At 66.6% G+C, this 23,893-nt stretch carries 27 protein-coding genes; 14 read left to right on the top strand and 13 right to left on the bottom strand.

Going from position 1 to position 23,893, the window contains the following annotated elements; genetic code table 11:
- Positions 1–7 precede the first annotated feature (7 nt).
- The 3 genes from fliE to flgB are packed head-to-tail and all read right to left on the bottom strand — an operon-like array spanning position 8 to position 1,204.
- Positions 8–316, bottom strand: a complete 309-nt coding sequence (gene fliE / locus ACW17V_RS04590) for a flagellar hook-basal body complex protein FliE (protein ID WP_492107699.1) — start codon at positions 314–316, stop codon at positions 8–10.
- Between the two features lie 10 nt (positions 317–326).
- Positions 327–746, bottom strand: coding sequence for a flagellar basal body rod protein FlgC (gene flgC, locus ACW17V_RS04585; RefSeq protein ID WP_492107698.1), 420 nt, complete (start codon positions 744–746; stop codon positions 327–329).
- Between the two features lie 11 nt (positions 747–757).
- Positions 758–1,204, bottom strand: coding sequence for a flagellar basal body rod protein FlgB (gene flgB, locus ACW17V_RS04580; RefSeq protein ID WP_492107697.1), 447 nt, complete (start codon positions 1,202–1,204; stop codon positions 758–760).
- A 118-nt stretch (positions 1,205–1,322) separates the two neighbouring features.
- Between flgB and ACW17V_RS04575 the strand changes: the two genes are divergently transcribed.
- Genes ACW17V_RS04575 through ACW17V_RS04565 form a run of 3 tightly spaced genes read left to right on the top strand, consistent with a single transcriptional unit; the run spans position 1,323 to position 3,352 of the window.
- Complete coding sequence (locus ACW17V_RS04575) at positions 1,323–1,634, top strand: hypothetical protein (RefSeq protein WP_492108736.1); 312 nt, start codon at positions 1,323–1,325, stop codon at positions 1,632–1,634.
- Positions 1,631–2,431 (top strand): flagellar type III secretion system pore protein FliP, encoded by an 801-nt coding sequence (gene fliP / locus ACW17V_RS04570; protein ID WP_492108735.1) that lies wholly within the window; start codon positions 1,631–1,633, stop codon positions 2,429–2,431. The genes ACW17V_RS04575 and fliP overlap by 4 nt, the downstream gene beginning before the upstream one ends.
- A gap of 9 nt (positions 2,432–2,440) precedes the next feature.
- Positions 2,441–3,352: a ribokinase gene (locus ACW17V_RS04565; protein WP_492107696.1), complete on the top strand. Its 912-nt coding sequence runs from the start codon at positions 2,441–2,443 to the stop codon at positions 3,350–3,352.
- Positions 3,353–3,524: 172 nt separating this feature from the next.
- On the opposite strand, the gene ACW17V_RS04560 is transcribed toward ACW17V_RS04565, so the two are convergent.
- From ACW17V_RS04560 to ACW17V_RS04540, 5 genes are all read right to left on the bottom strand, one after another.
- Positions 3,525–3,893 carry a hypothetical protein gene (locus tag ACW17V_RS04560; RefSeq protein WP_492107695.1) on the bottom strand — a complete coding sequence of 123 codons (369 nt, stop codon included), beginning with the start codon at positions 3,891–3,893 and terminating at the stop codon, positions 3,525–3,527.
- Between the two features lie 98 nt (positions 3,894–3,991).
- Positions 3,992–4,489 carry a motility/cell cycle regulatory protein MopJ gene (gene mopJ / locus ACW17V_RS04555; protein WP_492108734.1) on the bottom strand — a complete coding sequence of 166 codons (498 nt, stop codon included), beginning with the start codon at positions 4,487–4,489 and terminating at the stop codon, positions 3,992–3,994.
- A gap of 196 nt (positions 4,490–4,685) precedes the next feature.
- Entirely contained in the window at positions 4,686–5,105 is a 420-nt protein-coding gene (locus ACW17V_RS04550) for a Ros/MucR family transcriptional regulator (protein WP_492107694.1), read from the bottom strand.
- Between the two features lie 196 nt (positions 5,106–5,301).
- Positions 5,302–6,525 (bottom strand): DUF2336 domain-containing protein, encoded by a 1,224-nt coding sequence (locus ACW17V_RS04545; protein ID WP_492107693.1) that lies wholly within the window; start codon positions 6,523–6,525, stop codon positions 5,302–5,304.
- Between the two features lie 119 nt (positions 6,526–6,644).
- Complete coding sequence (locus ACW17V_RS04540) at positions 6,645–7,529, bottom strand: crotonase/enoyl-CoA hydratase family protein (RefSeq protein ID WP_492107692.1); 885 nt, start codon at positions 7,527–7,529, stop codon at positions 6,645–6,647.
- 133 nt (positions 7,530–7,662) lie between these two features.
- On the opposite strand from ACW17V_RS04540, the gene ACW17V_RS04535 reads away from it, so the two are divergent.
- A complete protein-coding gene (locus ACW17V_RS04535; protein ID WP_492107691.1) occupies positions 7,663–8,193 on the top strand; it encodes a MarR family winged helix-turn-helix transcriptional regulator in 531 nt (176 codons plus the stop codon).
- 8 nt (positions 8,194–8,201) lie between these two features.
- Complete coding sequence (locus tag ACW17V_RS04530; RefSeq protein ID WP_492107690.1) at positions 8,202–9,092, top strand: CPBP family intramembrane glutamic endopeptidase; 891 nt, start codon at positions 8,202–8,204, stop codon at positions 9,090–9,092.
- Positions 9,093–9,290: 198 nt separating this feature from the next.
- Here the strand turns inward: ACW17V_RS04530 and ACW17V_RS04525 are convergent, their stop codons facing one another.
- Positions 9,291–9,704 carry a hypothetical protein gene (locus ACW17V_RS04525; protein WP_492107689.1) on the bottom strand — a complete coding sequence of 138 codons (414 nt, stop codon included), beginning with the start codon at positions 9,702–9,704 and terminating at the stop codon, positions 9,291–9,293.
- 133 nt (positions 9,705–9,837) lie between these two features.
- Positions 9,838–11,172, bottom strand: coding sequence for a cytochrome P450 (locus tag ACW17V_RS04520; RefSeq protein WP_492107688.1), 1,335 nt, complete (start codon positions 11,170–11,172; stop codon positions 9,838–9,840).
- Positions 11,173–11,405: 233 nt separating this feature from the next.
- Here ACW17V_RS04520 and ACW17V_RS04515 point away from each other — a divergent pair, with 233 nt between their 5' ends.
- The 6 genes from ACW17V_RS04515 to ACW17V_RS04490 all read left to right on the top strand — a co-directional run bounded on the left by ACW17V_RS04515 (position 11,406) and on the right by ACW17V_RS04490 (position 17,087).
- Positions 11,406–13,073: a GMC family oxidoreductase gene (locus ACW17V_RS04515; RefSeq protein ID WP_492107687.1), complete on the top strand. Its 1,668-nt coding sequence runs from the start codon at positions 11,406–11,408 to the stop codon at positions 13,071–13,073.
- A 14-nt stretch (positions 13,074–13,087) separates the two neighbouring features.
- The gene (locus tag ACW17V_RS04510) at positions 13,088–14,626 is read left to right on the top strand and encodes an acyl-CoA synthetase (protein ID WP_492107686.1); all 1,539 of its coding nucleotides are present in this window, start codon (positions 13,088–13,090) and stop codon (positions 14,624–14,626) included.
- 56 nt (positions 14,627–14,682) lie between these two features.
- Complete coding sequence (locus ACW17V_RS04505; RefSeq protein ID WP_492107685.1) at positions 14,683–15,699, top strand: nucleotidyltransferase family protein; 1,017 nt, start codon at positions 14,683–14,685, stop codon at positions 15,697–15,699.
- 56 nt (positions 15,700–15,755) lie between these two features.
- On the top strand, positions 15,756–16,202 hold the full coding sequence (locus ACW17V_RS04500; protein WP_492107684.1) for a MaoC family dehydratase: 447 nt from the start codon (positions 15,756–15,758) through the stop codon (positions 16,200–16,202).
- 90 nt (positions 16,203–16,292) lie between these two features.
- Positions 16,293–16,610 carry a DUF1272 domain-containing protein gene (locus tag ACW17V_RS04495; protein ID WP_492107683.1) on the top strand — a complete coding sequence of 106 codons (318 nt, stop codon included), beginning with the start codon at positions 16,293–16,295 and terminating at the stop codon, positions 16,608–16,610.
- A gap of 3 nt (positions 16,611–16,613) precedes the next feature.
- Entirely contained in the window at positions 16,614–17,087 is a 474-nt protein-coding gene (locus tag ACW17V_RS04490; protein ID WP_492107682.1) for an OsmC family protein, read from the top strand.
- Positions 17,088–17,105: 18 nt separating this feature from the next.
- Here ACW17V_RS04490 and ACW17V_RS04485 read toward each other — a convergent pair whose 3' ends face one another.
- The 3 genes from ACW17V_RS04485 to ACW17V_RS04475 form a co-directional block, all read right to left on the bottom strand.
- Positions 17,106–17,891, bottom strand: a complete 786-nt coding sequence (locus ACW17V_RS04485; protein ID WP_492107681.1) for a helix-turn-helix domain-containing protein — start codon at positions 17,889–17,891, stop codon at positions 17,106–17,108.
- Between the two features lie 127 nt (positions 17,892–18,018).
- Positions 18,019–18,201, bottom strand: coding sequence for a CsbD family protein (locus tag ACW17V_RS04480; protein WP_492107680.1), 183 nt, complete (start codon positions 18,199–18,201; stop codon positions 18,019–18,021).
- Between the two features lie 70 nt (positions 18,202–18,271).
- Positions 18,272–19,120 carry a trypsin-like serine peptidase gene (locus tag ACW17V_RS04475; RefSeq protein WP_492107679.1) on the bottom strand — a complete coding sequence of 283 codons (849 nt, stop codon included), beginning with the start codon at positions 19,118–19,120 and terminating at the stop codon, positions 18,272–18,274.
- Positions 19,121–19,261: 141 nt separating this feature from the next.
- Here ACW17V_RS04475 and ACW17V_RS04470 point away from each other — a divergent pair, with 141 nt between their 5' ends.
- From ACW17V_RS04470 to ACW17V_RS04460, 3 genes are all read left to right on the top strand, one after another.
- Complete coding sequence (locus ACW17V_RS04470) at positions 19,262–21,439, top strand: S9 family peptidase (protein ID WP_492107678.1); 2,178 nt, start codon at positions 19,262–19,264, stop codon at positions 21,437–21,439.
- A 2-nt stretch (positions 21,440–21,441) separates the two neighbouring features.
- A complete protein-coding gene (locus ACW17V_RS04465; protein WP_492107677.1) occupies positions 21,442–21,990 on the top strand; it encodes a GNAT family N-acetyltransferase in 549 nt (182 codons plus the stop codon).
- Positions 21,991–22,092: 102 nt separating this feature from the next.
- Complete coding sequence (locus ACW17V_RS04460) at positions 22,093–23,892, top strand: ATP-binding protein (RefSeq protein ID WP_492107676.1); 1,800 nt, start codon at positions 22,093–22,095, stop codon at positions 23,890–23,892.
- The last annotated feature ends 1 nt before the right edge of the window (position 23,893 follow it).

The raw sequence follows: 23,893 nt of genomic DNA, 5'->3' as shown, positions 1-23,893 counted from the left end.
CCAATCCCTAGATCGGCATCCGCATGATCTCTTGATAGGCCGAGATCACCTGGTCGCGCACGGCCATCACCGTCTCAAGGCTGGCCTCGGCCGACGAGATGGCCGTGACCACGTCGATCAGTTCGGCCTTGCCGGCCACCTGCTCGGCGACCTTCATTTCGGCGGCCCGGGAGGTCTGGGTGACGTCGGTCATGGCCGACTTCAGCAGGTCGCCGAAGTCCATGCCCTTGGCGGCGGAAGCGCCGCCGCCGATCGAGCCGACCGACATGGCGCCTTGCGAAGCATAGGCCTTGGCGGCGGCGAGCGCGGTGATCATCGGTCAGCCCCTATTTGCGCAGCATGTCGAGGGTGCGCGACTGCATGGCGCGCGCGGTCTCGATGACATTGAGATTGGCTTCGTAGGCGCGCTGCGCCTCTTTCATGTCCAGCGCCTCGACCAGCGAATTGACGTTGGGCAGCTTGACATAGCCCTTGGCGTCGGCGGCCGGATTGCCCGGGTCGTACTCGTTCTTGAAAGCGCTCTGGTCGTCCTCGACGCGCAGCATCTGCACGCCCTCGGCGCCCTCGATCTTGGTCGGCTTGAACACCGGCACCTGGCGGCGGTACGGGTCGCCGCCGGGGGTGCGGGCGGTGGAATTGGCGTTGGCGATGTTCTCGGCGATGACCCGCATGCGACCCTGCTGGGCGCGCAGGGCCGAGGTGGCCACGGCCATGGTCGACAGCGAGTTGGACTTGATCTCGGGCATCTGATCCCTCCTCAGCCATTAACCTTGCGGGCGGCCATGCGCAGCATGGTCAGGGACTTCTGGTAGAAGCCGACGGCGGCGTCGTAGTTCATGCGCGCGTCGGACATCTTGAGCATCTGGTCCTCGAGGCTCACGGCGTTGCCGTCGAGGGTGGTTTCCGAATCGGCGCCCGCCGTGGCCCGCCAGGCGCTGGGGGCGTTGGACGGCCCCATGTGCGAGGCCGAGGTCGCGATCATCGCGACGCCGCCGGCCGGGACGGCCCGGCCGCCGCGATAGGGCTGCTGGCTGGCGCCCTGGTTCATCAGCGAGGCCTGAAAGCTGTAGGCCTTCAGGTCGCGCGGCTGATAGCCGGGCGTGCTGGCGTTGGCCACGTTCTGGGCGATGACCTTCTGCCGCTCGGACAGATAGCCAAGCCGGCTCTTGAGCATGCCAAAAAGGGGAATGTCATCGGGACCCATGGCGATCATGGTGAAGAAACAGGGTTAATCGGCCATTAAGGAGCCTCAGGCACACCAGTGACAGCGGGGTGTTTCGCCTGCGCCATCTTGTCTCGCATAGCGGATCGATCCGGGCGTCATGAACATCCTCGAATTCATCCGCGCCATCGCCGCCCTGGCCGTCACCCTGGGCCTGATCGGCCTGGCCGCCTACGCCCTGCGCCGCTTCGGGCCCGACGCCCTGACGCGGCTGGTCACCTCGCGCCAGATCCGCCGGCTGCGGGTGGTCGAGAGCCTGGCCCTGGACCCCACGCGACGCCTGGTGATCTTCAGCCTGGACGGCGAAGAGCGCCTGATGCTGCTGGGCGAAGGCAAGCTGCTGGACTGGGGCCCCAAGCCCGTCGCCGCCTCGCCCTCCCCCGCCGTTCCCGCCCCGGAGCCCGTGATCTGATGCGCGGCCTGATCAAGTCCGTCACCGGCGCCAATCCGCAGGACCTGCGCCGCGCCGCGATCATCTCGGTGCTGGTCGCCTTGGGCACGACGATCCTGCCGGCCGCCGCCTTCGCCTCGTCGGCGATCAATGTGAACCTGGGCACCGGCGCGGGCCTGTCCGAGCGCGTCGTCCAGATGGTCGGACTGCTGACGGTGCTGTCGCTGGCGCCGTCGATCGTGATCATGACCACCTCGTTCGTGCGCATCGTGGTGGTGCTGGGCTTGCTTCGCACCGCCATCGGCGTGCAGCAGAGCCCGCCCAATCCCGTGATCATCAGCCTGGCCCTGTTCCTGACGGCCATCGTCATGGGCCCGACCTTCGAGCGGTCCTACGACCTGGGCGTCAAGCCGCTGCTGGACAAGCAGATGGAGCTGCCCGAGGCCTTCGACGCCGCCGGTGGTCCGGTCAAGGAGTTCATGCTCAAGCAGGTGGATCGCGACGACCTGGCCCTGTTCGTGCGCTTGTCGAAGATCCCCACGCCCAAGACCGCCGCCGACACCCCGCTGAAGGTGGTGACCCCGGCCTTCATGATTTCCGAGCTGAAGCGGGCCTTCGAGATCGGCTTCCTGCTGTTCATCCCGTTCCTGGTCATCGACCTGGTGGTAGCCAGCGTGCTGATGAGCATGGGCATGATGATGCTGCCGCCCGCGACGATCAGTCTGCCGTTCAAGCTGATCTTCTTCGTGCTGGTGGACGGCTGGCGACTCGTTGCAGGCAGTCTTGTTGAGAGTTTCCAGCGCGGCGCTGGAGGTTAAGGTCCGGCTATGAGCGTTTTTGTCCTCGGTTCGATCAATCTGGACGCCGTCGCGCGGGTCGATGACCTGCCACGTCCGGGCGAGACGGTGGCCGGTCTGTCGCTGGAGCTGTTTCCCGGCGGCAAGGGCGGCAACCAGGCCGTGGCCGCCGCGCGGATGGGCGCTCCCACCCGGCTGATGGGCGCGGTGGGCCGTGAAGACGCCGGTCCCGGGCTGAAGACCAAGCTGGCCGGCTATGGCGTGCAGGTCGCCGATGTTCTGGAGTTGCAGGGCGTTCCCACCGGCCAGGCCCATGTCTGGGTGGCGACCAGCGGCGAGAACATGATCGTGGTGACCAGCGGCGCCAATGCCGCCATCACGCCGCAGCACGTGACCGCCAGCCCGCTGGAGGGCCAGCGGATCCTGCTCAGCCAGATGGAAACCCCGGCCCAGGCGATCGAGGCCCTGTTCCGGGCCGGCGCCGCCAAGGGCGCCCTGCGCATGCTGAACGCCGCCCCCGCCCTGCCCCAGGGCGCGGCGCTGTTTCCGCTGACCGACATCCTGATCCTCAACCAGACCGAACTGGCGACCTACGCCAAGCTCGACGCCGAGCCGGTGCGGCTGGAAGAGGTGTCGCGCGCGTCGCGCAAGCTGATGAGCCGTCCCGACCAGGTGGTGATCGTCACCCTGGGCGCGGCGGGCGTGGCCTGCATCCGACGCGACGAGGCCTTCCTGATCGAAGGACGCAAGGTCAAGGCCGTCGACACCACCGGCGCCGGCGACTGTTTCTGCGGCGCCCTGGCGGCCTGCCTGGCGATCAATATGGACCTGCGCGAAGCCGTCGAAATGGCCAACGCCGCCGCCGCCCTGTCGGTGCAGAAGTCAGGCGCCGCGCCGTCCATGCCCAGCAAGCGCGAGGTCGAGGCGTTTCTGGAGGGGTGAATTTTACGCCGCTCTCCCCGGCGAAAGCCGGGGCCCAGATTCAGCCTGAGCGTTTTGGAGTGACGCGCCTTCCGCCCTTGCCCGATCGCGCACCTCTCAGGGTTCGATCTGGGCCCCGGCCTTCGCCGGGGAGAGCGGGCTTTTAAGATCAGCCCCGCGCGGGTGTCACGCCTCAGCGAAAACCAAATGCCGCCCAGACCAACAAGATCAAAGCTGCCGGCGCCAAGGTGACGAGCGTGGAAAATGCCAGGCCCAGCCGAAAAACCAGCGGCCTGACCGGCGCGGTGTTTTCCACCCGTCCAGCCGACCAGAGCCATTCGCTGATCCAGCCCAAGGTGTAGGCCACATTGACCGCCACAGCATAGCCGCCGACGAGTACGAGCAAGAGCGTGGGCTCTAGAACATCCCCGCCAGGAGGTGTGAAACGGCCGCCGATGGCAAACATGACAGCGATCGAAGCGAAGCCGGCCACCGCCATGACGGCGTTGAAGGGAATTCTACGGAGCTCCCACCATATGATGGCTGACCAGGGCGACGACATGTTTTCTCCTAGTCACGCAGCAACTCGCGTGATGGAGGAAGACTAGCCGAGCTTGAACTAAAGGAAAATCTGCATGCGGCCTGAGACCAGATCCGCGACTAGGCCGCGCGGATGCCGCTGAAGCCATGATCCGACGCCGAGCCGATGACCGCGTCATAGCCGAGGATCATGTCGACGTCCTTGCCGTTGCTGGCCAGCGGCAGGCGCAGCCACAGGATCGACATGTGCGGCGCGCCGCGCCAGGCCATGCTGTGAACGCCGACGCCCGGACGGCGGCCGTCGACCACCTTGTCCAGTTCCTTGCGCCAGTAGTCGCCGGCGGCGGTGTTGTAGACTTCCGACAGGCCCTTGCCTGTGATCTCGCGGCCATACACGCCGTAGAGGCCCGTGCCGGCGAGACGCAGGCGATAGTCGCGCGGCTCATTGACCACGTCGATCAGGCTGACGGTCGGCAGCATGCGCTTGATGCCGAGCGGATTCAGATCCGCACGCGCCGGGAGGGCTGCCCCCCGTCGGAGTGACGCCCAGTAGGCGAACATCTCCTGGTGAGCGCGGGCCGCCGAGGCCGATGCGCTCAACTGCGCGTTCATCTTCAGATTCCTTAACAAGCCGTTGGAATCACGACGATTCACTATCGCTTAAGGAACGAATCGCGGGCAAGCGAAAACAGCGCCGCCAGCCAAGATTTCGGTGAAGAGTCAATCAACAAGCGAAGCGCCCGCTCTCCGGTCTGGAGAACGGGCGTCGATGATTTTCACGCCGCCGTGACGGCAAGCGCTTGATCCGACTCGGCTATTTGCCGCCGCGCGGCGGCTTGCGACCGCCCTGACCCAGGCCCATCGACTTGGCGAGCTCCGAGCGCGCCTTGGCGTAGTTGGGCGCGACCATCGGGTAGTCCTTGGGCAGGTTCCACTTGGCCCGGTACTCTTCGGGACTCATGTCGTACTTGGTGCGCAGGTGGCGCTTGAGCGACTTGAACTTGCGGCCGTCCTCCAAGCACACGAGGTGGTCGGGCGCGATCGAGCGCCGGACCGGCACCGCCGGCTCCTTGGGCGCGGCGGGCAGCGCCTCGGCGGGACCGCCGATCGCCGCCAGGGCGTCGTGAACCTGCCGGATCAGCGCCGGGACATCGGTTGCCGTCACGGTGTTGTTGCCGACATAGGCCGAGACGATGCCCGCCGTCATGTCGAGGAGGTCCGATTGGTCGTCCATATGATCTAACCCACCACGATTTGCTTGTTCTTTTCTGATTCCGAAATCAGTTGTCGCGTGAATATCGACAATAGCCGCCCACGGCAATATCCGGAAATGAACAATACACACCAATGCCTCTGTCGCGACGGCGCATTGGGGTTGAGCTCCTCAATGCGCGGCAACAATTGGGCGAATGCGTTCAATGATATTTGAGTTAACGACCAAAGTCGCGTGATAGCGCTAGCATTGCCGCACGCTGGGGCACCGAATATTCGTCCACGGCCGCCTCGTCACCCTCGCGGATCGCCTTCAGCAGGGCCGGCGTAAGGGCCGAGGACAGCGACCAGTTCCAGTAGCGCAGCACGGTCTGGGCGCGATCGACGGCGATCATGTCGAACACCGCCATCACCCGCTCCAGCGCTGGAACCATGGCGCCGGTCGAGTCGACCTCGGGGCGGCGCAGGCCGCGCCACAGGGCCTTGATCGCCGTGCGCGGCAGGCCGGTGGCCTTGCACAGGATCGCCAGCGGCTCGCCGCCCGGATCGGTGAAGATCTTGGCGCCAGTCATCGGCTTGAGGCCCGAGAGGTAGGAGATCTCTTCGGCCACGTCGCGGGTCATGCCGGTCTGGGCGGCGGCGACGGCGTCGTCGAGACTGTCGAACGGGCTCTTGGCGATGGCGGCGCGGTTGCGCTGGCGACGCTCGATGAACTGCAGGGCCTTGCGCGACATCGGGTCCTGCCAGCCCTCTTCCGAGGCCAGGGCGAAGAGGTCGCCGACCGCGTCCTGCAGGATCTCCCGCGAGACGGCGAAGCGCTGCAGGATCAGCTTGCGAGCGTCGGCGTCGGCCCACCAGAACATCACATAGGCATGGCTGGGCCGCAGCTCGGCCCGGCGCAGCAGCAGCGGGATCAGGCGCGGATTGTCGCGCGACATGGCCACCACCGTCTCGACGGTGTGATGGCCGAACTTCACCAGCTCGTTGCGCAGCAGCACCTCGACGACCGACGCCTCGCCGGCCTCGACCAGGGCGTCGGCGACCATCTCGCCCACGCCGCGGCGCTGGGCGATCATCCGGCGATGCTCGGTGGTCGCGTTGCGGGCGCAATCGATCAGGTCGGCGTCGCCCAGCGTCGGGGAGTTTTCCAGCAGCGCGCGAGCCACAGAGATCTCGTCGCGCAGGATAAGGCGGATCAGGGTGCCCGGCATCTCGACCAGATTGGCCAGGCGGCGCGCGACCTTCTCGCGCTCCTCGGTGACCGCGTCGCGCAGCATCTCGACCAGCAGGTCGGCGGTCATGGCCCGTTCAAAGGCGTTGACCCGGCTGGCGGGCAGACAGACCACGTCGGCCAGGCGCTTGAGCAGCGCCGCGCGCGAGCGCGCCGGGGGCCTGGGAGCCTCGGCTTGCGGAAACGGGGCGATGGGCGCGGGTTCGCTCATGGTGATCCTGACGGTCAAATCAGCCGTCATGCCGACCTGATCAGAACCTCATTAACGTCCGATGAGCAGGGCGGTTCGGCGTGCGCGCCACGATGACGCCGAACCGCGACCAAACTGCGTCAGCTAAAGGGATGCGGACCCCATTTGGGCCAGATATCGGGCAGGTCGGTCGAGACCTTGTCCGGATAGACCGGGGTGCGCTTCTCCAGGAACGAGGTCACCCCCTCCTTGGCGTCGGCGGCGGCGCCGCGCGCCTGGATGGCCCGGCTGTCGGCCTTGTGGGCCTCCATCGGATGGTCGGCGCCGGCCATGCGCCACAGCAGCTGGCGGGTCAGGGCGATAGAGACCGGCGCGCTGTTGTCCGCGATCTCGCGGGCCAGGGCCCGGGCGGCGGGCAGCAGGTCTTCGGGCGCGTGCAGCGAGCGGACGAGGCCGCGATCCAGCGCTTCCTGCGCGCCGAACACCCGGCCGGTATAGCACCACTCCAGCGCCGTCTGCATGCCGACCAGGCGCGGCAGGAACCAGGACGAGGCGGCCTCGGGATTGATGCCGCGCCGGGCGAACACGAAGCCGAACTTGGCGTCGGTCGAGGCCAGGCGGATGTCCATCGGCAGTTGCATGGTCACGCCCACGCCCACGGCCGCGCCGTTCACGGCGGCGATGATCGGCTTCAGGCTGTCATACATGCGCAGGGTGCAGCGGCCGCCGCCGTCGCGATAGATATCGCCGACCTTGCCCTCTTCCCGCTCCAGCGCCTGGGGCGAGGTGCGGTCGAAGGTGGCCCCGCCGGCGCCCAGGTCGGCCCCGGCGCAGAATGCCCTACCCGCTCCGGTGACGATCACCACCTTCACCGCGTCATCGGCGTCGGTGACGTCGAACACCTCGATCAGGTCCTTCATCATCCGGGCGGTGAAGGCGTTCATCCGCTCGGGCCGGTTCAGGGTGATCGTCGCGATCCCGTCCTCGACGTCATAGAGCAGGGTCTCGAAGGTGGGCTGCGACATGGGTGTTCCTCCTGATTTTCACGCAGTCAAACATGCGTATGAATTGGGGGCAACGCTCCTTCTCCCCAGACTTGCGCGCGACACGCCCGATCGCGCCTTGACGATATATAACAGTGCTTATACATCATCACGGATGTCATCGCCTTCACCCACGCTGGGCACCCTGCTGCACCACCTGATCGAACTGCTGGATGGCGACGTGCAGGCGGCCTACACCACCGCCGGCCTGGCCTGGCGACCGCGCTACACGCCGGTTCTGCGAGGCCTGATGAGCCTGGGGCCGGCGTCGATCAAGGCGCTGGCGCTGAAGATCGGCATCAGCCATTCGGCCGTCAGCCAGACGGTCGCGCAGATGGGCAAGGACGACCTGGTCGAGCTGAAGCCGGGCGCCGACGCCCGCGAGCGCATCGTGGCCCTGACGCCCAAGGCGCAGGCCATGGTCCCGGCCCTTCAACGCCAGTGGGCCGCAGTCAACGCCGCCGCCGACGCCCTGGACGCCGAGCTTTCGGCCCCGCTGTCCGGGGTCATCCGGGAAGCGATCACCGCCCTGAGCCACCAGCCGTTCAGCCAGCGAATCCTGGCGCAGGCACAGACGCTTTCCGCGCCGAACCACGCCTCGCCTCCCCCTTCAAGCACGCTTACCCTTGAGTACCCGACATCATGAAGATCGATATGACACGCTGGACCCATCCCCTCGAGCTGGGCGAGCGTCGGTTCCTGCACCCCGGACCGCTGCGCTGGCTCAGGGCCCTCGGCTGGGCCGTGGCGCTGTTCTTCCTGATCGCCCTGACGTCGCTGTCGACGGGCGAAGCCCTGGGCAAGGCCTTGCCCAAGACGTCCGGCGCGGCGCAGCTGGCGGCCAATATCGTGGCGGTGCTGGTGGGGCTGGGGGTCTACGCCCTGGCGGTGCGACTGGCCGAGGGACGCTGGCCGTCCGAGATCGCCTGGCGGCCCGCCCTGCCGCAACTGGGCTTGGGCCTGCTGATCGGCGCGGCGATGTTCGCCACCGTGATGGCCGTCATGGCCGCGTTCGGACTCTATGACATCCGGTCGCTCGGCGCCGCGCCCGCCTGGATCGCCATCGGCAAGGCCGTTCAGTCCGGCGTGGTCGAGGAGATCATGATCCGCGCCATCCTGCTGCGCCTGACCTGGCGGGCGTTCGGCCCCTGGGTGGCCTTCGCGATCTCCGCCGCCCTGTTCGGCTTTGGCCACCTTCCCAATCCGAACGCGACCGTGTTCGCGGCGATCGCCATCGCGCTGGAGGCCGGGATCATGCTGGGCGCCTTCTATGCGCTGACGGGTCGGGTCTGGATGTCGATCGGCGTGCACGCGGCCTGGAACTTCACCCAGGGCTATGTGTTCGGCGCCGCCGTGTCGGGAGGTGATTTCGGCCCGGCGATGGCGTCAAGCACGGCGCGCCCGGGTTTCCCCGAATGGCTGACCGGCGGCGCCTTTGGCCCCGAGGCCTCGCTGCCGGCCCTGGTGGTCTGCACCACCATCGGCCTGGGCGTCACCTGGATGGCCTGGCGCGCTGGCCAGTTCGCCAAGCCGGCGGCCGTCTAGCATCGCTCCCCTCCGGATGGCGCGACGCTATCCGGAGGGGCTGTGCTCTGCCCCCGCTTGACCCTCAGCTTGCTGATCGCATGCACGAAGGTGTTGGGCGCGATCGCTCGATCTGACGGCTGTCGACCGTCAGGTCTCTACAACGCCCGCTGGGCCATTGGCGCGAGTGACGGGCGGGCGGTCAGGCCGCCCGCGATGTCACCGCTGGAATTTGCTGTAGGGCACGAACTCGCCCAGGCCGACATAGGCGACCGGACGCCTCTGTGACCACCCGGCGGCCCAGAACACGGCGAGAGAGTCCTGCTTGCACAGCTGGGCGCTGGGCCCATGCCGGGTGACCATGTCTCGCGTCAGGACCTTTGCGCCGGCCTGGGGCCGGTTCACATAGAGCTGGCCGCTGGGCGTCCGATAGACGAGCGCGGTCTTGTCGACGATATCCGTCGCGACGACGCTGCGCGCATCAATGCAGTCGACGGGGCGACCGGCCTCGCGACCTTCGATCACCCTCGCCAGGCTGCGCTCTCCCCGCTGATCTGTCGCCTCACCGGCGAAGGCGTTGGAAGACGCCGCAAGAACCACGACCGCCAGCACACCATGAAGCCCTGAACGCATATCGACCGCTCCTCTTCCGCTACGGAGACCGGCGGCGTCCGCCGCCAGGAAGAGGTTACTTTCCCCCCGTTGCACGCAACGGTCAACGAGGGGAAAGCAGACGATCAATGGTAGAGCTTCGCGGCGCCTGACTTCAGCCCCGCTTGACCATCAGCTTGCTGATCGCATGCACAAAGTTGTTGGGCGCGATCTCGATCTCGCCGGTCGCCTTCAGGTCCGGGAAGCGGGCCAGGATCTGGCGATAGGCTTCCTCCAGCTGGATCTGGGCCACGCGCTTGCCGATGCAGGTGTGGGGGCCATAGCCGAAGGCGATGTGCTTGCCGGCGTTGGGACGGCGCACGTCCAGTTGGTCGGGATCGGGGAACACCTCCGGATCGCGATTGGCCGCGCCGTAATACATGATGACCTTCTCGCCTTCGCGGATCATCTGGCCGTTCAGCTCGACATCGGCCGTCGCCGTGCGGCGCATGTAGATCACCGGGCTGACCATGCGGATGAACTCGTCGACCGCGCCGCCCAGCAGGCCCGGATTGTCGATCAGCAGCTGCTTCTGGTCCGGGAACTCGGTCAGCAGCTTCATCGCGCCCGACAGGGTGTTGCGGGTGGTGTCATTGCCCGCGAAAACGATCAGCAGCCAGGAGCCATCGAGATACTCATCGGCCAGCAGGGCGCCGTCGACCTGGGCCCGGGCAATGGCGGTCAGCAGGTCTTCCTTGGGATCCTCGCGCCGCTTGAGCAGCATCATCCGGCCGTAGTCGAACATCTCCTCGACGTTGTTGTTGAAGTCCATGACGAACTGCATGAGCTCCAGCGTCGGGGTGATCGGGGCGGCGGCCTGCTGCACGGCCAGGTCCTGGGCGCGCTCCAGATAGTGCATCCACTTCAGGAACCGGGGGCGATCCTCGGGCGGCACGCCCAGGATCTCGCACAGGGTGAAGAGCGGCAGCACGCTGGAGAAATGCTCGACCATGTCGATGGTCGCCCCGCCTTCCAGCAGCGGCTCCATGGCGTCCAGCAGTCGGGTGACCTCGCCCTTCACGGCCTCGGTGATGCCGCGCAGATAGGACGGGGTGAAATAGGGCATGTGCTCGCGACGCAGCTGCAGGTGATGCGGCGCGTCCATGTTGATCATCGTGTCCATCGACGCCCGGAACAGCAGGGCGTGACGGCGGTCGGGCGGGCCCATGGCCATCAGGATGCCGCCGCGCTGCGAGGAATAGGTGGCAGGGTCGCCGTTGACCGCCATCACGTCCTCATGGCGCGTCACCGCCCAGAAGCCGGGGCCGCCATAGGGCTCGGGGTGCCACATCACTGGCGCCTCGACGCGCATCCGGGCGTAGTCGGCGAAGGGCTGACCCTTGGAGAAGCGGAAGATGTCGGCGAGGTCCACGTCCGGCAGGGTCGGATAGGTGGTTTCCGCTCCCGGGCCGGCCTTGCCGTCCACCACTGTCTGGCTGATCAGATCCACGCACATTCTCCCGGGAACATTGTTCTTCGAGCCAAAGATAGCGGTTAAACATGGCGCGCCAACGGCGCCGCGACGGCAACTGACGCAAGGTGAGGCTTTGCGTTCAGTCCAGACCCGCGCATGGTGAGTGAACGTCGATCATGCGGACACAAGCAGACGGCCCCGAGCCCTCCTGAATGGAGGGATCGAAACAAGAAAATGGAGCGCGCCCAAGCGCGCTCAGGGAGGAAGCGATGAGCGCGATCATCGAGGCGGACTATATCGTCGTCGGAGCCGGTTCAGCGGGCTGCGTGCTGGCCGCGCGGCTGTCGGAAAACGGTCGCTTCAAGGTGCTGCTGCTGGAAGCCGGCGGCGATGACCGGCCGACCAAGAACCTGTCGCAGTTCGCCTCCAACCTGATGATCCACATCCCGGTCGGCTACGCCCAGACCCTGAAGGATCCCAAGGTCAACTGGCTGTACACCACCGAGCCCGACCCCGGCACCGGCGGGCGCCAGCATGTGTGGCCGCGCGGCAAGGTGCTGGGCGGCTCGTCCTCGATCAACGCCATGCTGTATGTGCGCGGCCAGCAGGCCGACTATGATGGCTGGCGGCAGCTGGGCTGCGAGGGCTGGGCCTGGGATGACGTCCTGCCCTGGTTCCGCAAGTCGCAGAACCAGGAACGCGGCGCCTGCGACCTGCACGCCACGGGCGGTCCGCTCAACGTCTCGGACATGCGCGACGGCAATGTCATTTCCGAGGCCCTGATCGACGCCTGCGACCAGGCCGGCATCCCCCGCTATGACGACCTGAACGGCCAGGATCAGGAAGGCGTCACCTGGTACCAGGTGACCCAGAAGAACGGCGCGCGCTGCTCGGCCGCGGTCGCCTATCTGCATCCGGCCATGAAGCGCGCCAACCTGCGGGTCGAAACCAACGCCCTGGCCAGCCGGGTGATCTTCGAAGGCAAGCGCGCGGCCGGCGTTGAGTTCGTCCAGAACGGCGTCAAGCGCACGGCGACGGCGCGCGCCGAGGTGATCCTGGCAGGCGGGGCGGTGAACTCGCCGCAGCTGCTGCAACTGTCGGGCATCGGCAACGGCGAGCTGCTGCGCCAGCATGGGATCGCGGTGATCTCCAACGCGCCCGGCGTCGGCGAGAACCTGCAGGATCACTATCTGACCGGCGTTCGCTATCGCCTGAAAGCCGGCGCTCCGTCGATCAACGCTATGAGCAAGGGCGGTCCGCTGGCCGCCGAGGCCCTGAAATATGTGCTGTTCCGCAAGGGTCTGCTGACCCTGTCGGCGGCCCACGTCGCGGCGTTCTGCAAATCCCGCCCGGACCTCGCGGGACCCGACATCCAGTTCCACATCCTGCCAGCCACGATGGATCTGGAGAAACTGTTCAACGAGCAGAAGATGGAGCTGGAAGACGCGCCGGGCATGACCATCGCCCCCTGCCAGCTGCGTCCGGAAAGCCGGGGCTGGATCCGCATCAAGTCGGCCGATCCGTCGGACTATCCGGCGATCTTCGCCAACTACCTGTCCGATCCGCTGGACCAGGAAGTCGCCATCGCCGGCCTGAAATGGGCGCGCAAGATCGGCTCCCAGCCGGCCATCGCCAAATATGTGGACCACGAGATGAACCCGGGTCCGGGCTTCGAAACCGATGAGATGCTGCTGGAATACGCCCGCGCCTCGGGCTCGACCCTGTATCACCCGGTCGGCACCTGCGCGATGGGGACAGGGCCGATGGCCGTGGTCGACGCCCAGCTGCGCGTACGCGGCGTGGACGGCCTGAGGGTGGTCGACGCCTCGGTGATGCCGCGCCTGGTCTCGGGCAACACCAACGCCCCCACCATCATGATCGGCGAAAAGGGCGCGGCCATGATCCTGCAGGACGCCAAGACCCCGGTCGCGGCTTAAGGAAACTCCATCCCATGCACCCCTTTCTCCACGCCCAGACGCAACCGCAAAAGCCCGCCTACATCATGGCCGGTTCGGGCGAGGTCGTGACCTATGGCCAGCTGGACGCGCGCTCGAACCAGGGCGCCCAGCTGTTCCGGTCGCTGGGCCTGCAGGCCGGCGACGTCATCGCCATCCTGATGGACAACAACGCCCGCTTCTTCGAGATCACCTGGGCCGCCCAACGGGCCGGGCTCTATTATGTGTGCGTCTCGACCAAGCTGACGGCGGCCGAGACCCAGTACATTCTGCAGGACTGCGGGGCCAAGGTGTTCATCACCTCGACGGCCATGGGCGCGTTGATCGACGAGATACCCGCCCTGGTTCCGGGCCTTAGGCTCTATGCGGTGGGCGGCGTCCACGGCGCCTATGCCGACTTCGAGGCGGCCCGCGCGGCCATGCCCGACACGCCGATCAGCGACGAGAGCGCGGGGTCGGACATGCTGTATTCGTCGGGCACCACCGGTCGACCCAAGGGCGTCAAGCCGGCCCTGAACGGCGGGCCGATCGACGCGCCCAACGCCCTGCAGATGATGGCCCAGGGCCTGTTCGGCTTCAGTGGCGACAGCGTCTATCTGTCCCCCGCCCCGCTCTATCACGCAGCCCCGCTGCGCTGGTGCATGAGCGTGCACAAGCTGGGCGGCACGGTGATCGTGATGGAGAAGTTCGATCCCGAGACGGCGCTGGCCTTGATCGAAAAGTACAAGGTCACCTGCGGCCAGTTTGTGCCGACCCACTTCGTGCGGATGCTGAAACTGCCCGAAGAGACGCGCGCCAAGTACGACGTCTCGTCGATGAAGTCGGCCGTCCACGCCGCCGCGCCCTGCCCGGTCCCGGTCAAGGAACAGATGATCGCCTGGTGGGGTCCGGTGATCTTCGAATACTACGCCGGCACGGAAGGCAACGGCTTCTGCTGGATCAATTCGCAGAACTGGCTGACCCACAAGGGCAGCGTCGGCCAGGCCGTGCTGGGGGAGCTGCGCATCTGCGACGAGGACGGCAATCCCGTTCCGCCGCGCACCGAGGGCGCGGTCTATTTCGCCAACGGCCCGGCGGTCGCCTATCACAACGCCCCGGAAAAGACCGCCGAGAGCTACAACCAGCACGGCTGGACCACCCTGGGCGACGTGGGCTGGGTCGACGAGGAGGGCTATCTCTACCTCACCGACCGCAAGAGCTTCATGATCATCAGCGGCGGGGTGAACATCTATCCGCAGGAGATCGAGAACCTGCTGATCACCCACCCCAAGGTGGCCGACGCCGCCGTGGTGGGCGCGCCGTGCGACGAGATGGGCGAAAAGGTCGTGGCGGTGATCCAGCCCCTGGCCTGGACCGAGGATCACTCTGACCTCGCCGACGAACTGATGGCCTTCGCCCGCGCCAATCTCAGCCACGTGAAGTCACCCCGCCGGATCGACTTCATGCAGGAACTGCCCCGCCATGCGACCGGCAAGCTCTACAAGCGGCTGATCCGGGATGCGTACTGGGCCGATGGCGGGAAGCGGATCGCCTGAAGACGGCCTGTCGGAAAGTTATACGCAGATTTGAGATTTGCGTATAACTTGCCCTCATGATCGAGCGCCTGCCCCTTTCAGCCCACACCAGCTACGCGGAGCTGATGGAGCGGCTGCGTCTGGCGCGGTTTGGCGAGTATCCGTCTGGCTCGACCTTCACCTCGAAGACCGTGAAGGGGCGGCTCTACTGGTACGTCCAGATGCCGACAGGCGGCGCGCGCAGTCGGCGGCAGGTCTATGTCGGTCCCGACAATGAAGCCCTGCGTGAACGCATCGCCCGTCATGGCGAGCATCGCGCCGATGTGGACGACCGTCGTCGGCTGGTCGCGGCGATCATCGCGTCCGGCGCGCCCCGCCCTGACCGCACCAGCGCCGAGATCACCCAGGCTCTGGCGCAGGCCGGCGCCTTTCGCCTGCGCGCCATGCTGATCGGCACGGTGGCCTTCCAGACCTATTCGGCCCATCTGGGCGTTCGGTTGCCGATCTCCAGCCTGGCGACCATGGATCTGGATATCGCCCAGGACTTCGGGATAGCCTCCAACCTGGACGACACGCTGGACAAGCCCCTGCTGGAACTGTTGCGCGACCTTGATCCGCGCTTCGCGCCGGTCAGCTATGCGTTCGACGCCAGGAAGACGACCAGCTACTCGCTGGGCGAACGCTATCGGGTCGATGTCCTGACCACAAATCGCGGGGCTCCGCGGGACGCGCCGTCCTATCTGCCCACACTGGGCAGTGACGCCGTGCCCCTGCCCTATATGGACTTCCTGCTGCGTGACCCTGTCGAGACGGCAGTGCTGTATGGCGGCGGCGTCCTCGTGAACACGCCGGCTCCCGCGCGGTATGCCGTTCACAAGCTGATCGTCAGCCGTGACCGCAAGGTCAATCCGGAGAAGGGTCTCAAGGATCGCGTCCAGGCCACGCAACTGATCCACGCCCTCTCGGCCGACGATCCCTTCGCCCTGCGCGAGGCCTATGCCGAGGCGCGCGGACGGGGCGAGGCGTGGCGCAAGCTGCTGGATGAGGCCGTCAGCCTGTTGCCACAGACCGCCCGGGTCGCGCTCGACGCGTGACAGCCGCCGCGCGGGCCGCTACGACTTTCAAAACAACTGTTTGAAGGGAGCAAGCGATGCGTGAAGTCGCCTATGCGGATGTCACCAGCCTGGTCGGCCAGGAAATCGGTGTTTCGGACTGGGTCGAGATCAGCCAGGAGCGGGTCAACCAGTTCGCCGAAGCCACCGGCGACCACCAGTGGATCCATGTCGATGTCGAACGCGCCACCAGGGAGATCGGCGGCCCCATTGCCCACGGCTATCTGACCCTGTCACTGATCCCGCTGCTGGGCGCCGGCATTCTGCGGGTCACCGGCGTGACGCGCGGCATCAACTATGGCTGCGACAAGGTCCGCTTCACCGGCATGGTCCGGGTCGGCAAGCGCGTGCGCATGCGTCAGAAGCTGCTGAGCGCCGAGGCCAAGTCCGGCGGCCTGCAGATGAAGAACGAATGCACCATCGAGATCGAAGGCGAGGAGCGCCCCGCCTGCGTGGCCGAGACCATCTCGATCATCTACGGCTGACCCTGAGCTTGGCCGAAATCGAGGCTTAAACGTCATTTCCCTTGGCGGCCGCCCGCGATATCGGGCGGGGCCGCCGCCAGGGGATTTTTCATGCTCGAACTGCGTCCCAACTGCGAACTCTGTGATCGGGATCTGCCACCGGACTCCGGGGACGCCCTGATCTGCAGCTACGAATGCACCTACTGCTCGGACTGCGCCAACCGCGTCCTCGAGAATGTTTGCCCGACCTGCGGCGGCGGCCTGTCGCCGCGCCCTGTCCGCCCTAAACACGCCTACCGCGCGCCGGCGCTGTCGCTGGGCCTTGGCTTTCATCCGGCCAGCGAATCGCGCAGGCATACCCGCTGGAGCGGTGGCGAGATCGCCGCCATGACCGCGCGGCTCAAGGCCGTCCCGCCGAGGGAGCGCTGAACCATGACCAAGCAGCACGACTACACCAGCCTCGTCGAATGGACCGGCGACCGCGGCCAGGGCACCCGAACCTATCGCGGCTACGACCGCACCTGGGAAATCCGCACCCCGGGCAAGCCGGTGGTCGCCTGTTCCAACGACCCGTTGCTGGGAGGCGACCCAACCCTGCACAATCCCGAGGACCTGTTGCTGTCTTCGCTCAGCGCCTGCCACATGCTCTGGTATCTGCATCTGGCGTCCAGCGCGGGGATCGTCGTGCGCGGCTATCGCGATGCGCCGGTCGGAGTCGGCGAGAGCACGCCGGACGGGGCCGGCCGTTTCCTTCGCGCCACGCTGAAACCCCATATCATTGTCGAACAGGGCGCGGACCTCGCGCGGGCCGAGGCGATCCACCACGAGATCCACAAGGTCTGCTTCATCGCCCGCTCGGTGAGCTTTCCGGTCGATTATGCCGCGACCTATGAGCATGCGGACTAGGTCAATGACTGCGGTCTTCTAGCCCTGGCGCATCGCATGCAGTGCGGCGGCCGTGGCGGGATCGGCGGGCAGGAAGGTCTCGATCGTCAGCTCCGACACCGTGACGTCCAGCGGCCCGCTGAAGGTCATGGTGGTGGTGAGGAACGACAGCTCGCCCTGCGGCGTCATCAGCCTCAGCGGCGTGGCGATCATGCCCTCGCCGCCCCGCGGATGGGCCTCGCCGCCGGGATAGGCCGACAGTTCCCGGATCAGGTCGGCCAGCCCGGCGTCACCCGTGTCGGCCAGCTCACGGCGCAGACGCGACAGGATGTGGCCGCGCAGTTCAGCCAGATTGGCGATGCGGGGCGCGACGCCGTCCGGATGCAGGCTCAGCCGCAGCACATTGACGGGTCCTTGCAGCAGCCCGGGATCGACACCGTCCATCAACAGCCCCACCGACGCGTTGTGGGTCAGCAGGGTCCAGCGCCGATCGATGGCCAGGGCCGGAAACGGCATGTGAGCTTCCAGCAGCGCGTCGATGGCGACCTTCGCGGCCTCCAGCCCCGGATCATCCAGAGACCGCTCGGGAAAGACCGGCGCGAAGCCCGCGGCCAGCAGCAGGGCGTTGCGCTCGCGCAGCGGCACGCCCAATCCCTCGGCCAGACGTAGCACCATATCGCGACTGGGCGCGGCCCGACCGGTCTCCAGGAACGACAGGTGCCGCGTCGAGATCTCGGCCTCGCAGGCGAGGTCCAGTTGACTGAGCCGACGCTTCTGGCGCCAGTCGCGCAGCCGCTCGCCGATGGTGGGGACGGTGGTGGTCATCAGCGCAGGCTAGGTCGAGCCTGGCCGACGCGCCATTACCTCCGGCGTAATCAACCCCACACCGCAAACGAAAAACGGCCCCGGGATCGCTCCCGAGGCCGCTCGTCAGTCAGGTCGGAACCAGACCTTACTTCTTGATGGCGTCGCCGATCTTGTCCTGGGCCTGGCCGACCTTGTTCTGGACGTCGCCCTTGGCCTTCTGGGCCATGCCTTCGCCCTCGAGGCGTTCATTGCCGGTGGCCTTGCCGACGGCTTCCTTGGTTGCGCCGACGCCCTTGTCGATAGCGCCTTCAACACGATTGGTGCTCATGGCTGTGCTCCTGTTGGGGTGAATGTCACCACAAGAACGGGCCCGCGGACGTGAAGTTCCGAGGCTTCCGCTAACGCCCCACGCCCATGGCGGCGGCCGAGACCGCGGCCGAGGCGGCTGTCGCGCCCTGGACCATCGGTTCGATCCCGGTGGACTTCGCGGCCACGGTCAGGATCGACGGCCTGTCGAGCAGAGCGATGGTCTCGCGGATGTATTTGGCGTGGGTGACGATGCCGATTTCCAGCCGCTCGCCCGACAGCTCGACCTGCTGGGTCAGGATGCCGGCGATGAACTGCACTTCCTGCGACTCCGTCGCGCCCGGCCGGCGGCGCGCGCCTTCGGCCATGAATACCGGGCCGCCCGAATTGCCGGGGAACACCGAGAAATCCATCAGGAAGGTCGGAAAGGCCGTGGCCGGGGCCAGCGGATACGAGGCCACCCGGCCCGACCGCAGAATGGGAAAGCCGGCCGGATTGGCCGACAGGCCGCGCGGAAAACCCAGGGCCATCATCTCGTCGCCGGGACCCAGCTTGTACTGGCTGAAGGTGTCGTCCTTGGCCAGCCAGGCGAGCGGGATCGCCGCCTTGGCGAATTCCGGCGGCGCCTCGACCACGAGGGCGGCGACATCGCGGCCCGCGTGCTTGACCCACAGGGGATGGTCGCCGTCGCGGATCTTCAGGGTCTGGGGGTCGTAGCGCCAGACGCCGTCACTGGCCTGGAGGCGATAGCCGATCTTGGCCGAGAACGACGGCATGCGGTCGAAGACGTGAGCGGCGGTGATCAGGATGGTGCGGGGTTTGCCGTCGGGGTCGGTGTCGGCGATCAGGAAGCCGGTGCCGACCGTTCGCGAGCCGTCCTTGAGCGGCTGCTCAAGCTGGACCGTCGCCTGGATCAGATCGACGGACAGGTCGTAAACCATCGTCGCCCCTACTCTTTTACTACCCCCGCTCGGCGCACATCGGCGCGCTTCGCCAGATCAGTTTGACCAGACGGGGCATGGCCCGCAAGCTGGCGATCTGACGCAGAGATCGTTTACGAGTTGGTGGGGGAAATAAGCATCATGAACCGACGTCAGATGATGACGAGCGCGGCCGCCGTGCTTACTTCCAGTCCAGTTTTCATTCCCGGAATTTCCATGTCCGCTTCCAAAGCCGCTAGCCCCGTCCCGCCCGTCGCCAAGAAGGAGCCCAAGCGCATCGAGCAGCTGGGCCGGGTTCGGACCGACGACTATGCGTGGATGAAGGACGACAACTGGCAGAAGGTCCTGCGCGACCCGTCGCTGATCAAGGCCGACGTCAAGGAACACCTGACCGCCGAGAACGCCTACACCAAGGCCATGCTGGCCTCGACCGAGGCGCTGCAGACGGCGATGTTCGAGGAGATGAAGGGCCGCATCAAGCAGGATGACGCCTCCGTCCCCGCCCCCGACGGCCGGTGGGAATACTACACCCGCTTCGAGGCCGGCGCGCAGCACCCGATCCACGCCCGCAAGCCCAAGGGCGGCGGCGCAGAGCAGATCCTTCTGGACGAAGAGGCCGAGAGCAAGGGCAAGGCCTTCTATCAGGTCGGCGCCGCCAGCCATTCGCCCGACCACAAGCTCTACGCCTTCGCGGTCGATGAGCAGGGCTCGGAAGTCTATCGCATCCACGTCAAGGACCTGGCCACCGGCGCGGTGCTGGAGAGCCCGGTCGAAAGCACCACCGGCGACTTCTGCTTCTCGCCCGACAGCCAGTGGCTGTTCTGGACTTTCCGGGACGACAACGGCCGCCCCGCCCGCATCCACCGCCGCCCGGCGCGCGGCGGCGCCAAGGACGACGTGCTGATCTATGACGAGCCCGACGAAGGCTTCTTCATCGGCGTCGGCACGGTATCGTCGGAGAAGTTCATCGTCATCAGCTGCGGCAACCAGGAGACCAGCGAGACCCTGCTGATCCCGGCCAGCGACCCGACCGCCAAGCCCGCGGTGGTCGAGCCGCGCCAGGTGGGCCTGCGCTACGAGCTGGACCACTGGAACGACCACTTCGTGATCCGCACCAACGCCGACGGCGCCGTCGACTGGAAGCTGGTCACCGCGCCCGAGGCCACGCCCGGCAAGGCCCACTGGAAGGACTGGGTCGCTCACAAGCCCGGCGCCCTGATCGTGGGCATGATCGCCTTCAAGAACCACTTCGCGCGGCTGGAAAAGGTGGACGCGGTCAACCGCATCGTCATCACAGCGAAAGCGGGCCAAGAGCACGTCGTCGACTTCGACGAGGCGGCCTATGCGCTGAGCCTGGAGGGCGGCTACGAGTACGACACCGCCACGGTGCGCTTCGTCTACAACTCGATGACCACGCCCCGGCAGTGGTTCGACTATGACATGGCGACGCGCGAGCGGACCCTGCGCAAGACCCAGGAAATCCCCTCGGGCCACGATCCCAGCCAGTATGAAACCCGCCGCCTCAACGCCAGGGCGTCAGATGGCGCCGAAGTGCCGATCTTCATCCTGATGAAGAAGGGAACAAAGCTGGACGGCTCGGCCCCGCTGCTGCTGTACGGCTACGGCAGCTACGGCGTCTCGATGGAGGCCAGCTTCTCGATCCGCAATTTCAGCCTGGTCGACCGCGGCTGGATCTGGGCCACGGCCTGCCCGCGCGGCGGCTCGGAAAAGGGCTGGAGCTGGTTCCTGGACGGCAAGAAGGACAAGAAGAAGAACACCTTCACCGACTTCATCGCCTGCGCCGAACATCTGCATGGGGCCGGCTATGGCAAGCCCGCCAACACGGTGGCCTATGGCGGCTCGGCCGGCGGTCTGCTGATGGGGGCGATCACCAACATGCGGCCCGACCTGTTCGCCGGGATCATCGCGGCGGTGCCGTTCGTCGACGTGGTCAACACCATGAGCGACGTCACCCTGCCGCTGACCCCGCCCGAATGGCCCGAATGGGGCAATCCGCTGGAGGACGCGGCGGCCTATGACTACATCGCCAGCTACAGCCCCTATGACAATGTCGAGGCCAAGCCCTATCCGGCGGTGCTGGCCACGGGCGGCCTGTCGGACCCGCGCGTCACCTACTGGGAGCCCGAGAAGTGGGCGGCCAAGCTGCGGCCGGCCTCGACCAGCGGCAAGCCCGTCCTCTTGAAGATCAACATGGACGCCGGCCATGGCGGAGCCTCGGGCCGGTTCGACTTCCTCAAGGAGATCGCCCTGGACTACGCCTTCGCGGTCTGGGCCGTCGACAAGGGCTGGGAGGCCTGAACTTGCTCACCATCCGTCCCTCCACCGACGCCGACGTGCCGGCCATCACCGAGATCTATGGCTGGAACGTCCTGAACGGCCTGGGCACGTTCGAGGAAGACCCGCCGGCGCAGGATGAGATGGCGCGCCGCCGCGCGGCCTTCCTGGAGCGCGGCCTGCCCTATCTGGTCGCCGAGCAGGACGGCGTTGTGCTGGGCTATGCCTATGCCGGCCCGTTCCGCCTGCGCGCGGCCTATCGCTACACGGTCGAGGACAGCGTCTATGTCTCGCCCGACGCCGTGGGCAAGGGCGTGGGCAAGGCCCTGCTGGGCGCCCTGATCGCGCAGTGCGAGGCGATGGGCCTGCGTCAGATGGTCGCGGTGATCGGCGACAGTGGAAATGCCCCCTCCATCGGCCTGCACGCGGCGATGGGCTTCGAAAAGCAGGGGGTTTTCCCCGCAATGGGCTTCAAATTTGGCCGATGGGTCGATCTGGTGTGGATGCAGCGCCCTCTGAACGGCGGCGGAGCCCGAAATCCAGATGCGCAGGGATTGGCGCTGAGCGGTGTCTAGACCCTCGATCTGAGTAGTTCGCGCTCAGGCCTGCAAGCGGATTTAACTATTGTTCCGCTAAACCTCAGGACGGATAGGAACAGATAGAATCAGGGGTACGGCTTGGCTTCGCCGATCCATCCAGAATCGAGATCTGGCGGCACAGCCCTGATACAGGCCTACGTGCCGATCGCGCGCGGCTATCTGATCGCCTCGGGTATCTACTATTGCCTCATCAGCCTGTCGCACCCGTTCTTTGAAACCGGCGTCAATCTGATCATCATCGGCGGGCTGTCTGTTGTCGGGGCGATCTACGGACCGACCGCGTGGCGCATCCTGGCCAAGCCCGGGGTCAGCCCCCGGCGCCTGGAAGCGCTGGTGCTGGGCATGAACCTCATCTTCCTGGCCAATGTCACGATCTATCTGAGCATCCATTTCGAGCCGCAAAAGCTCGTCTATTTCGTGCTGATGGCCCTGGTGTTCGGCACCTCGTCCCCCACCCGCCGCGTGGCCTTTCTCAGCGTCAGCCTCTCGGTGGCCGGCCTGATCTGGATGGCGCGCGAAGCCCCCGGCGACCTGGTCAATCAATATGTGTTCGTGGGCCTGGCCGGCACCTTCGCCGCGATCGGCATGTCCAGCCTGATGCGCGGCGCGGTCAGTCGGGAAGTTCGCGCCCGACTCGCCAGCGACGCCCTGAACGCTGACCTTCAGCGGGAGCTGAACGAGAACCGGCGCTTGCAGGCCAAGGCCGAGGCCCTGGCGATCGCCGCACAGACCGCCAACCGCGCCAAGACCGACTTCCTGGCCACCATGAGCCACGAGATCCGCACCCCGCTGAACGGCGTCCTGGGCATGGCCCAGATCATGGAAGCCGGCGCGCTCGACCCGGAACAGCGCCGCCGCCTGGGCACCATCACCAACTCGGGCCAGTCCTTGCTGGGCGTGATCAACGCCATTCTCGACATTTCGCGCATCGAAGCGGGCCGGATGGAGATCATCCCCGCGCCGTTCGCGCTGGACGGCGTGCTGGCGGCCCTGCGGCAACTCTATGGCGGCCTGGCGCGGGAAAAGGGCCTGGACTTCTCACTGGACATCACGCCGACGGCCCGAGGCTGGCGCCTGGGCGACGCCGAGCGCCTGCGCCAGGTGCTGAGCAACCTGATCTCCAACGCCATCAAGTTCACCGAAAGCGGCCAAGTGCGCGTGGCGGTCGCCGGCGACGCCGACACCGTGACTTTTTGCATCGAAGACAGCGGTGTCGGAATCCCCGAAAGCCATCGCGACCTGGTCTTTGGCAAATTCGCCCAGCTGGACAGCTCCAGCACCCGTCGCGCCGGCGGCGCTGGCCTGGGTCTGGCGATCTGCAAGGAGCTGGTGGGGCTGATGGGCGGCGCAATCGACTTTGCCCCCCTCCCCGGCGGGGGCACGCGCTTCAGGTTCTCCACCGCCATGCCCGAGGTCGAGGCGGTCGCCAGCGCGCCAGCCAGCCTTCCCGCCACGGCCTACGTCGAAGAGGCCCCGCCCCGGATCCTGGTCGTCGACGACAACGACACCAACCGCACCGTTCTGCTGACCCTGCTGGGCCATCTGGGCGTCCATGGACAGTCCGCCGTCGATGGTCGCGAAGCGGTGGCCATGTGGGAGCTTGAGCCCTGGGACGCCATCCTGATGGACATCCACATGCCGGGCATGGACGGCATCGAGGCCAGCCGGGCGATCCGCGAGCGCGAGCGCCAGACGGGTCGCCCCCGCACGCCGATCATCGCCGTGACGGCCAGCGTGCTGACCCACGAGCGAACACTCTATGCCGATGCGGGCATGGACGGCCTGATCCCCAAGCCGATCGAAGTGGCGAAACTTGTCGAGACCATGACGCGGATCTTCGCGCAGCCCGCGCCGGAAGAAAACCGGGCCTCGGCCTAGA

This window comes from Caulobacter sp. FV2ye17ST, assembly GCF_058680955.1.
Note: the sequence above shows the minus strand (reverse complement) of the source record. Positions and strands in the feature narration are given on the sequence as shown.

Excerpts from the sequence above, each read along its gene's own strand:
- fliE (WP_492107699.1), bottom strand. The coding sequence starts at position 316 with ATGATCACCGCGCTCGCCGCCGCCAAGGCCTATGCTTCGCAAGGCGCC.
- flgC (WP_492107698.1), bottom strand. The coding sequence starts at position 746 with ATGCCCGAGATCAAGTCCAACTCGCTGTCGACCATGGCCGTGGCCACC.
- flgB (WP_492107697.1), bottom strand. The coding sequence starts at position 1,204 with ATGGGTCCCGATGACATTCCCCTTTTTGGCATGCTCAAGAGCCGGCTT.
- ACW17V_RS04575 (WP_492108736.1), top strand. The coding sequence starts at position 1,323 with ATGAACATCCTCGAATTCATCCGCGCCATCGCCGCCCTGGCCGTCACC.
- ACW17V_RS04565 (WP_492107696.1), top strand. The coding sequence starts at position 2,441 with ATGAGCGTTTTTGTCCTCGGTTCGATCAATCTGGACGCCGTCGCGCGG.
- ACW17V_RS04560 (WP_492107695.1), bottom strand. The coding sequence starts at position 3,893 with ATGTCGTCGCCCTGGTCAGCCATCATATGGTGGGAGCTCCGTAGAATT.
- ACW17V_RS04550 (WP_492107694.1), bottom strand. The coding sequence starts at position 5,105 with ATGGACGACCAATCGGACCTCCTCGACATGACGGCGGGCATCGTCTCG.
- ACW17V_RS04545 (WP_492107693.1), bottom strand. The coding sequence starts at position 6,525 with ATGAGCGAACCCGCGCCCATCGCCCCGTTTCCGCAAGCCGAGGCTCCC.
- ACW17V_RS04540 (WP_492107692.1), bottom strand. The coding sequence starts at position 7,529 with ATGTCGCAGCCCACCTTCGAGACCCTGCTCTATGACGTCGAGGACGGG.
- ACW17V_RS04535 (WP_492107691.1), top strand. The coding sequence starts at position 7,663 with ATGTCATCGCCTTCACCCACGCTGGGCACCCTGCTGCACCACCTGATC.
- ACW17V_RS04530 (WP_492107690.1), top strand. The coding sequence starts at position 8,202 with ATGACACGCTGGACCCATCCCCTCGAGCTGGGCGAGCGTCGGTTCCTG.
- ACW17V_RS04525 (WP_492107689.1), bottom strand. The coding sequence starts at position 9,704 with ATGCGTTCAGGGCTTCATGGTGTGCTGGCGGTCGTGGTTCTTGCGGCG.
- ACW17V_RS04515 (WP_492107687.1), top strand. The coding sequence starts at position 11,406 with ATGAGCGCGATCATCGAGGCGGACTATATCGTCGTCGGAGCCGGTTCA.
- ACW17V_RS04510 (WP_492107686.1), top strand. The coding sequence starts at position 13,088 with ATGCACCCCTTTCTCCACGCCCAGACGCAACCGCAAAAGCCCGCCTAC.
- ACW17V_RS04505 (WP_492107685.1), top strand. The coding sequence starts at position 14,683 with ATGATCGAGCGCCTGCCCCTTTCAGCCCACACCAGCTACGCGGAGCTG.
- ACW17V_RS04500 (WP_492107684.1), top strand. The coding sequence starts at position 15,756 with ATGCGTGAAGTCGCCTATGCGGATGTCACCAGCCTGGTCGGCCAGGAA.
- ACW17V_RS04495 (WP_492107683.1), top strand. The coding sequence starts at position 16,293 with ATGCTCGAACTGCGTCCCAACTGCGAACTCTGTGATCGGGATCTGCCA.
- ACW17V_RS04490 (WP_492107682.1), top strand. The coding sequence starts at position 16,614 with ATGACCAAGCAGCACGACTACACCAGCCTCGTCGAATGGACCGGCGAC.
- ACW17V_RS04485 (WP_492107681.1), bottom strand. The coding sequence starts at position 17,891 with ATGACCACCACCGTCCCCACCATCGGCGAGCGGCTGCGCGACTGGCGC.
- ACW17V_RS04480 (WP_492107680.1), bottom strand. The coding sequence starts at position 18,201 with ATGAGCACCAATCGTGTTGAAGGCGCTATCGACAAGGGCGTCGGCGCA.
- ACW17V_RS04475 (WP_492107679.1), bottom strand. The coding sequence starts at position 19,120 with ATGGTTTACGACCTGTCCGTCGATCTGATCCAGGCGACGGTCCAGCTT.
- ACW17V_RS04470 (WP_492107678.1), top strand. The coding sequence starts at position 19,262 with ATGAACCGACGTCAGATGATGACGAGCGCGGCCGCCGTGCTTACTTCC.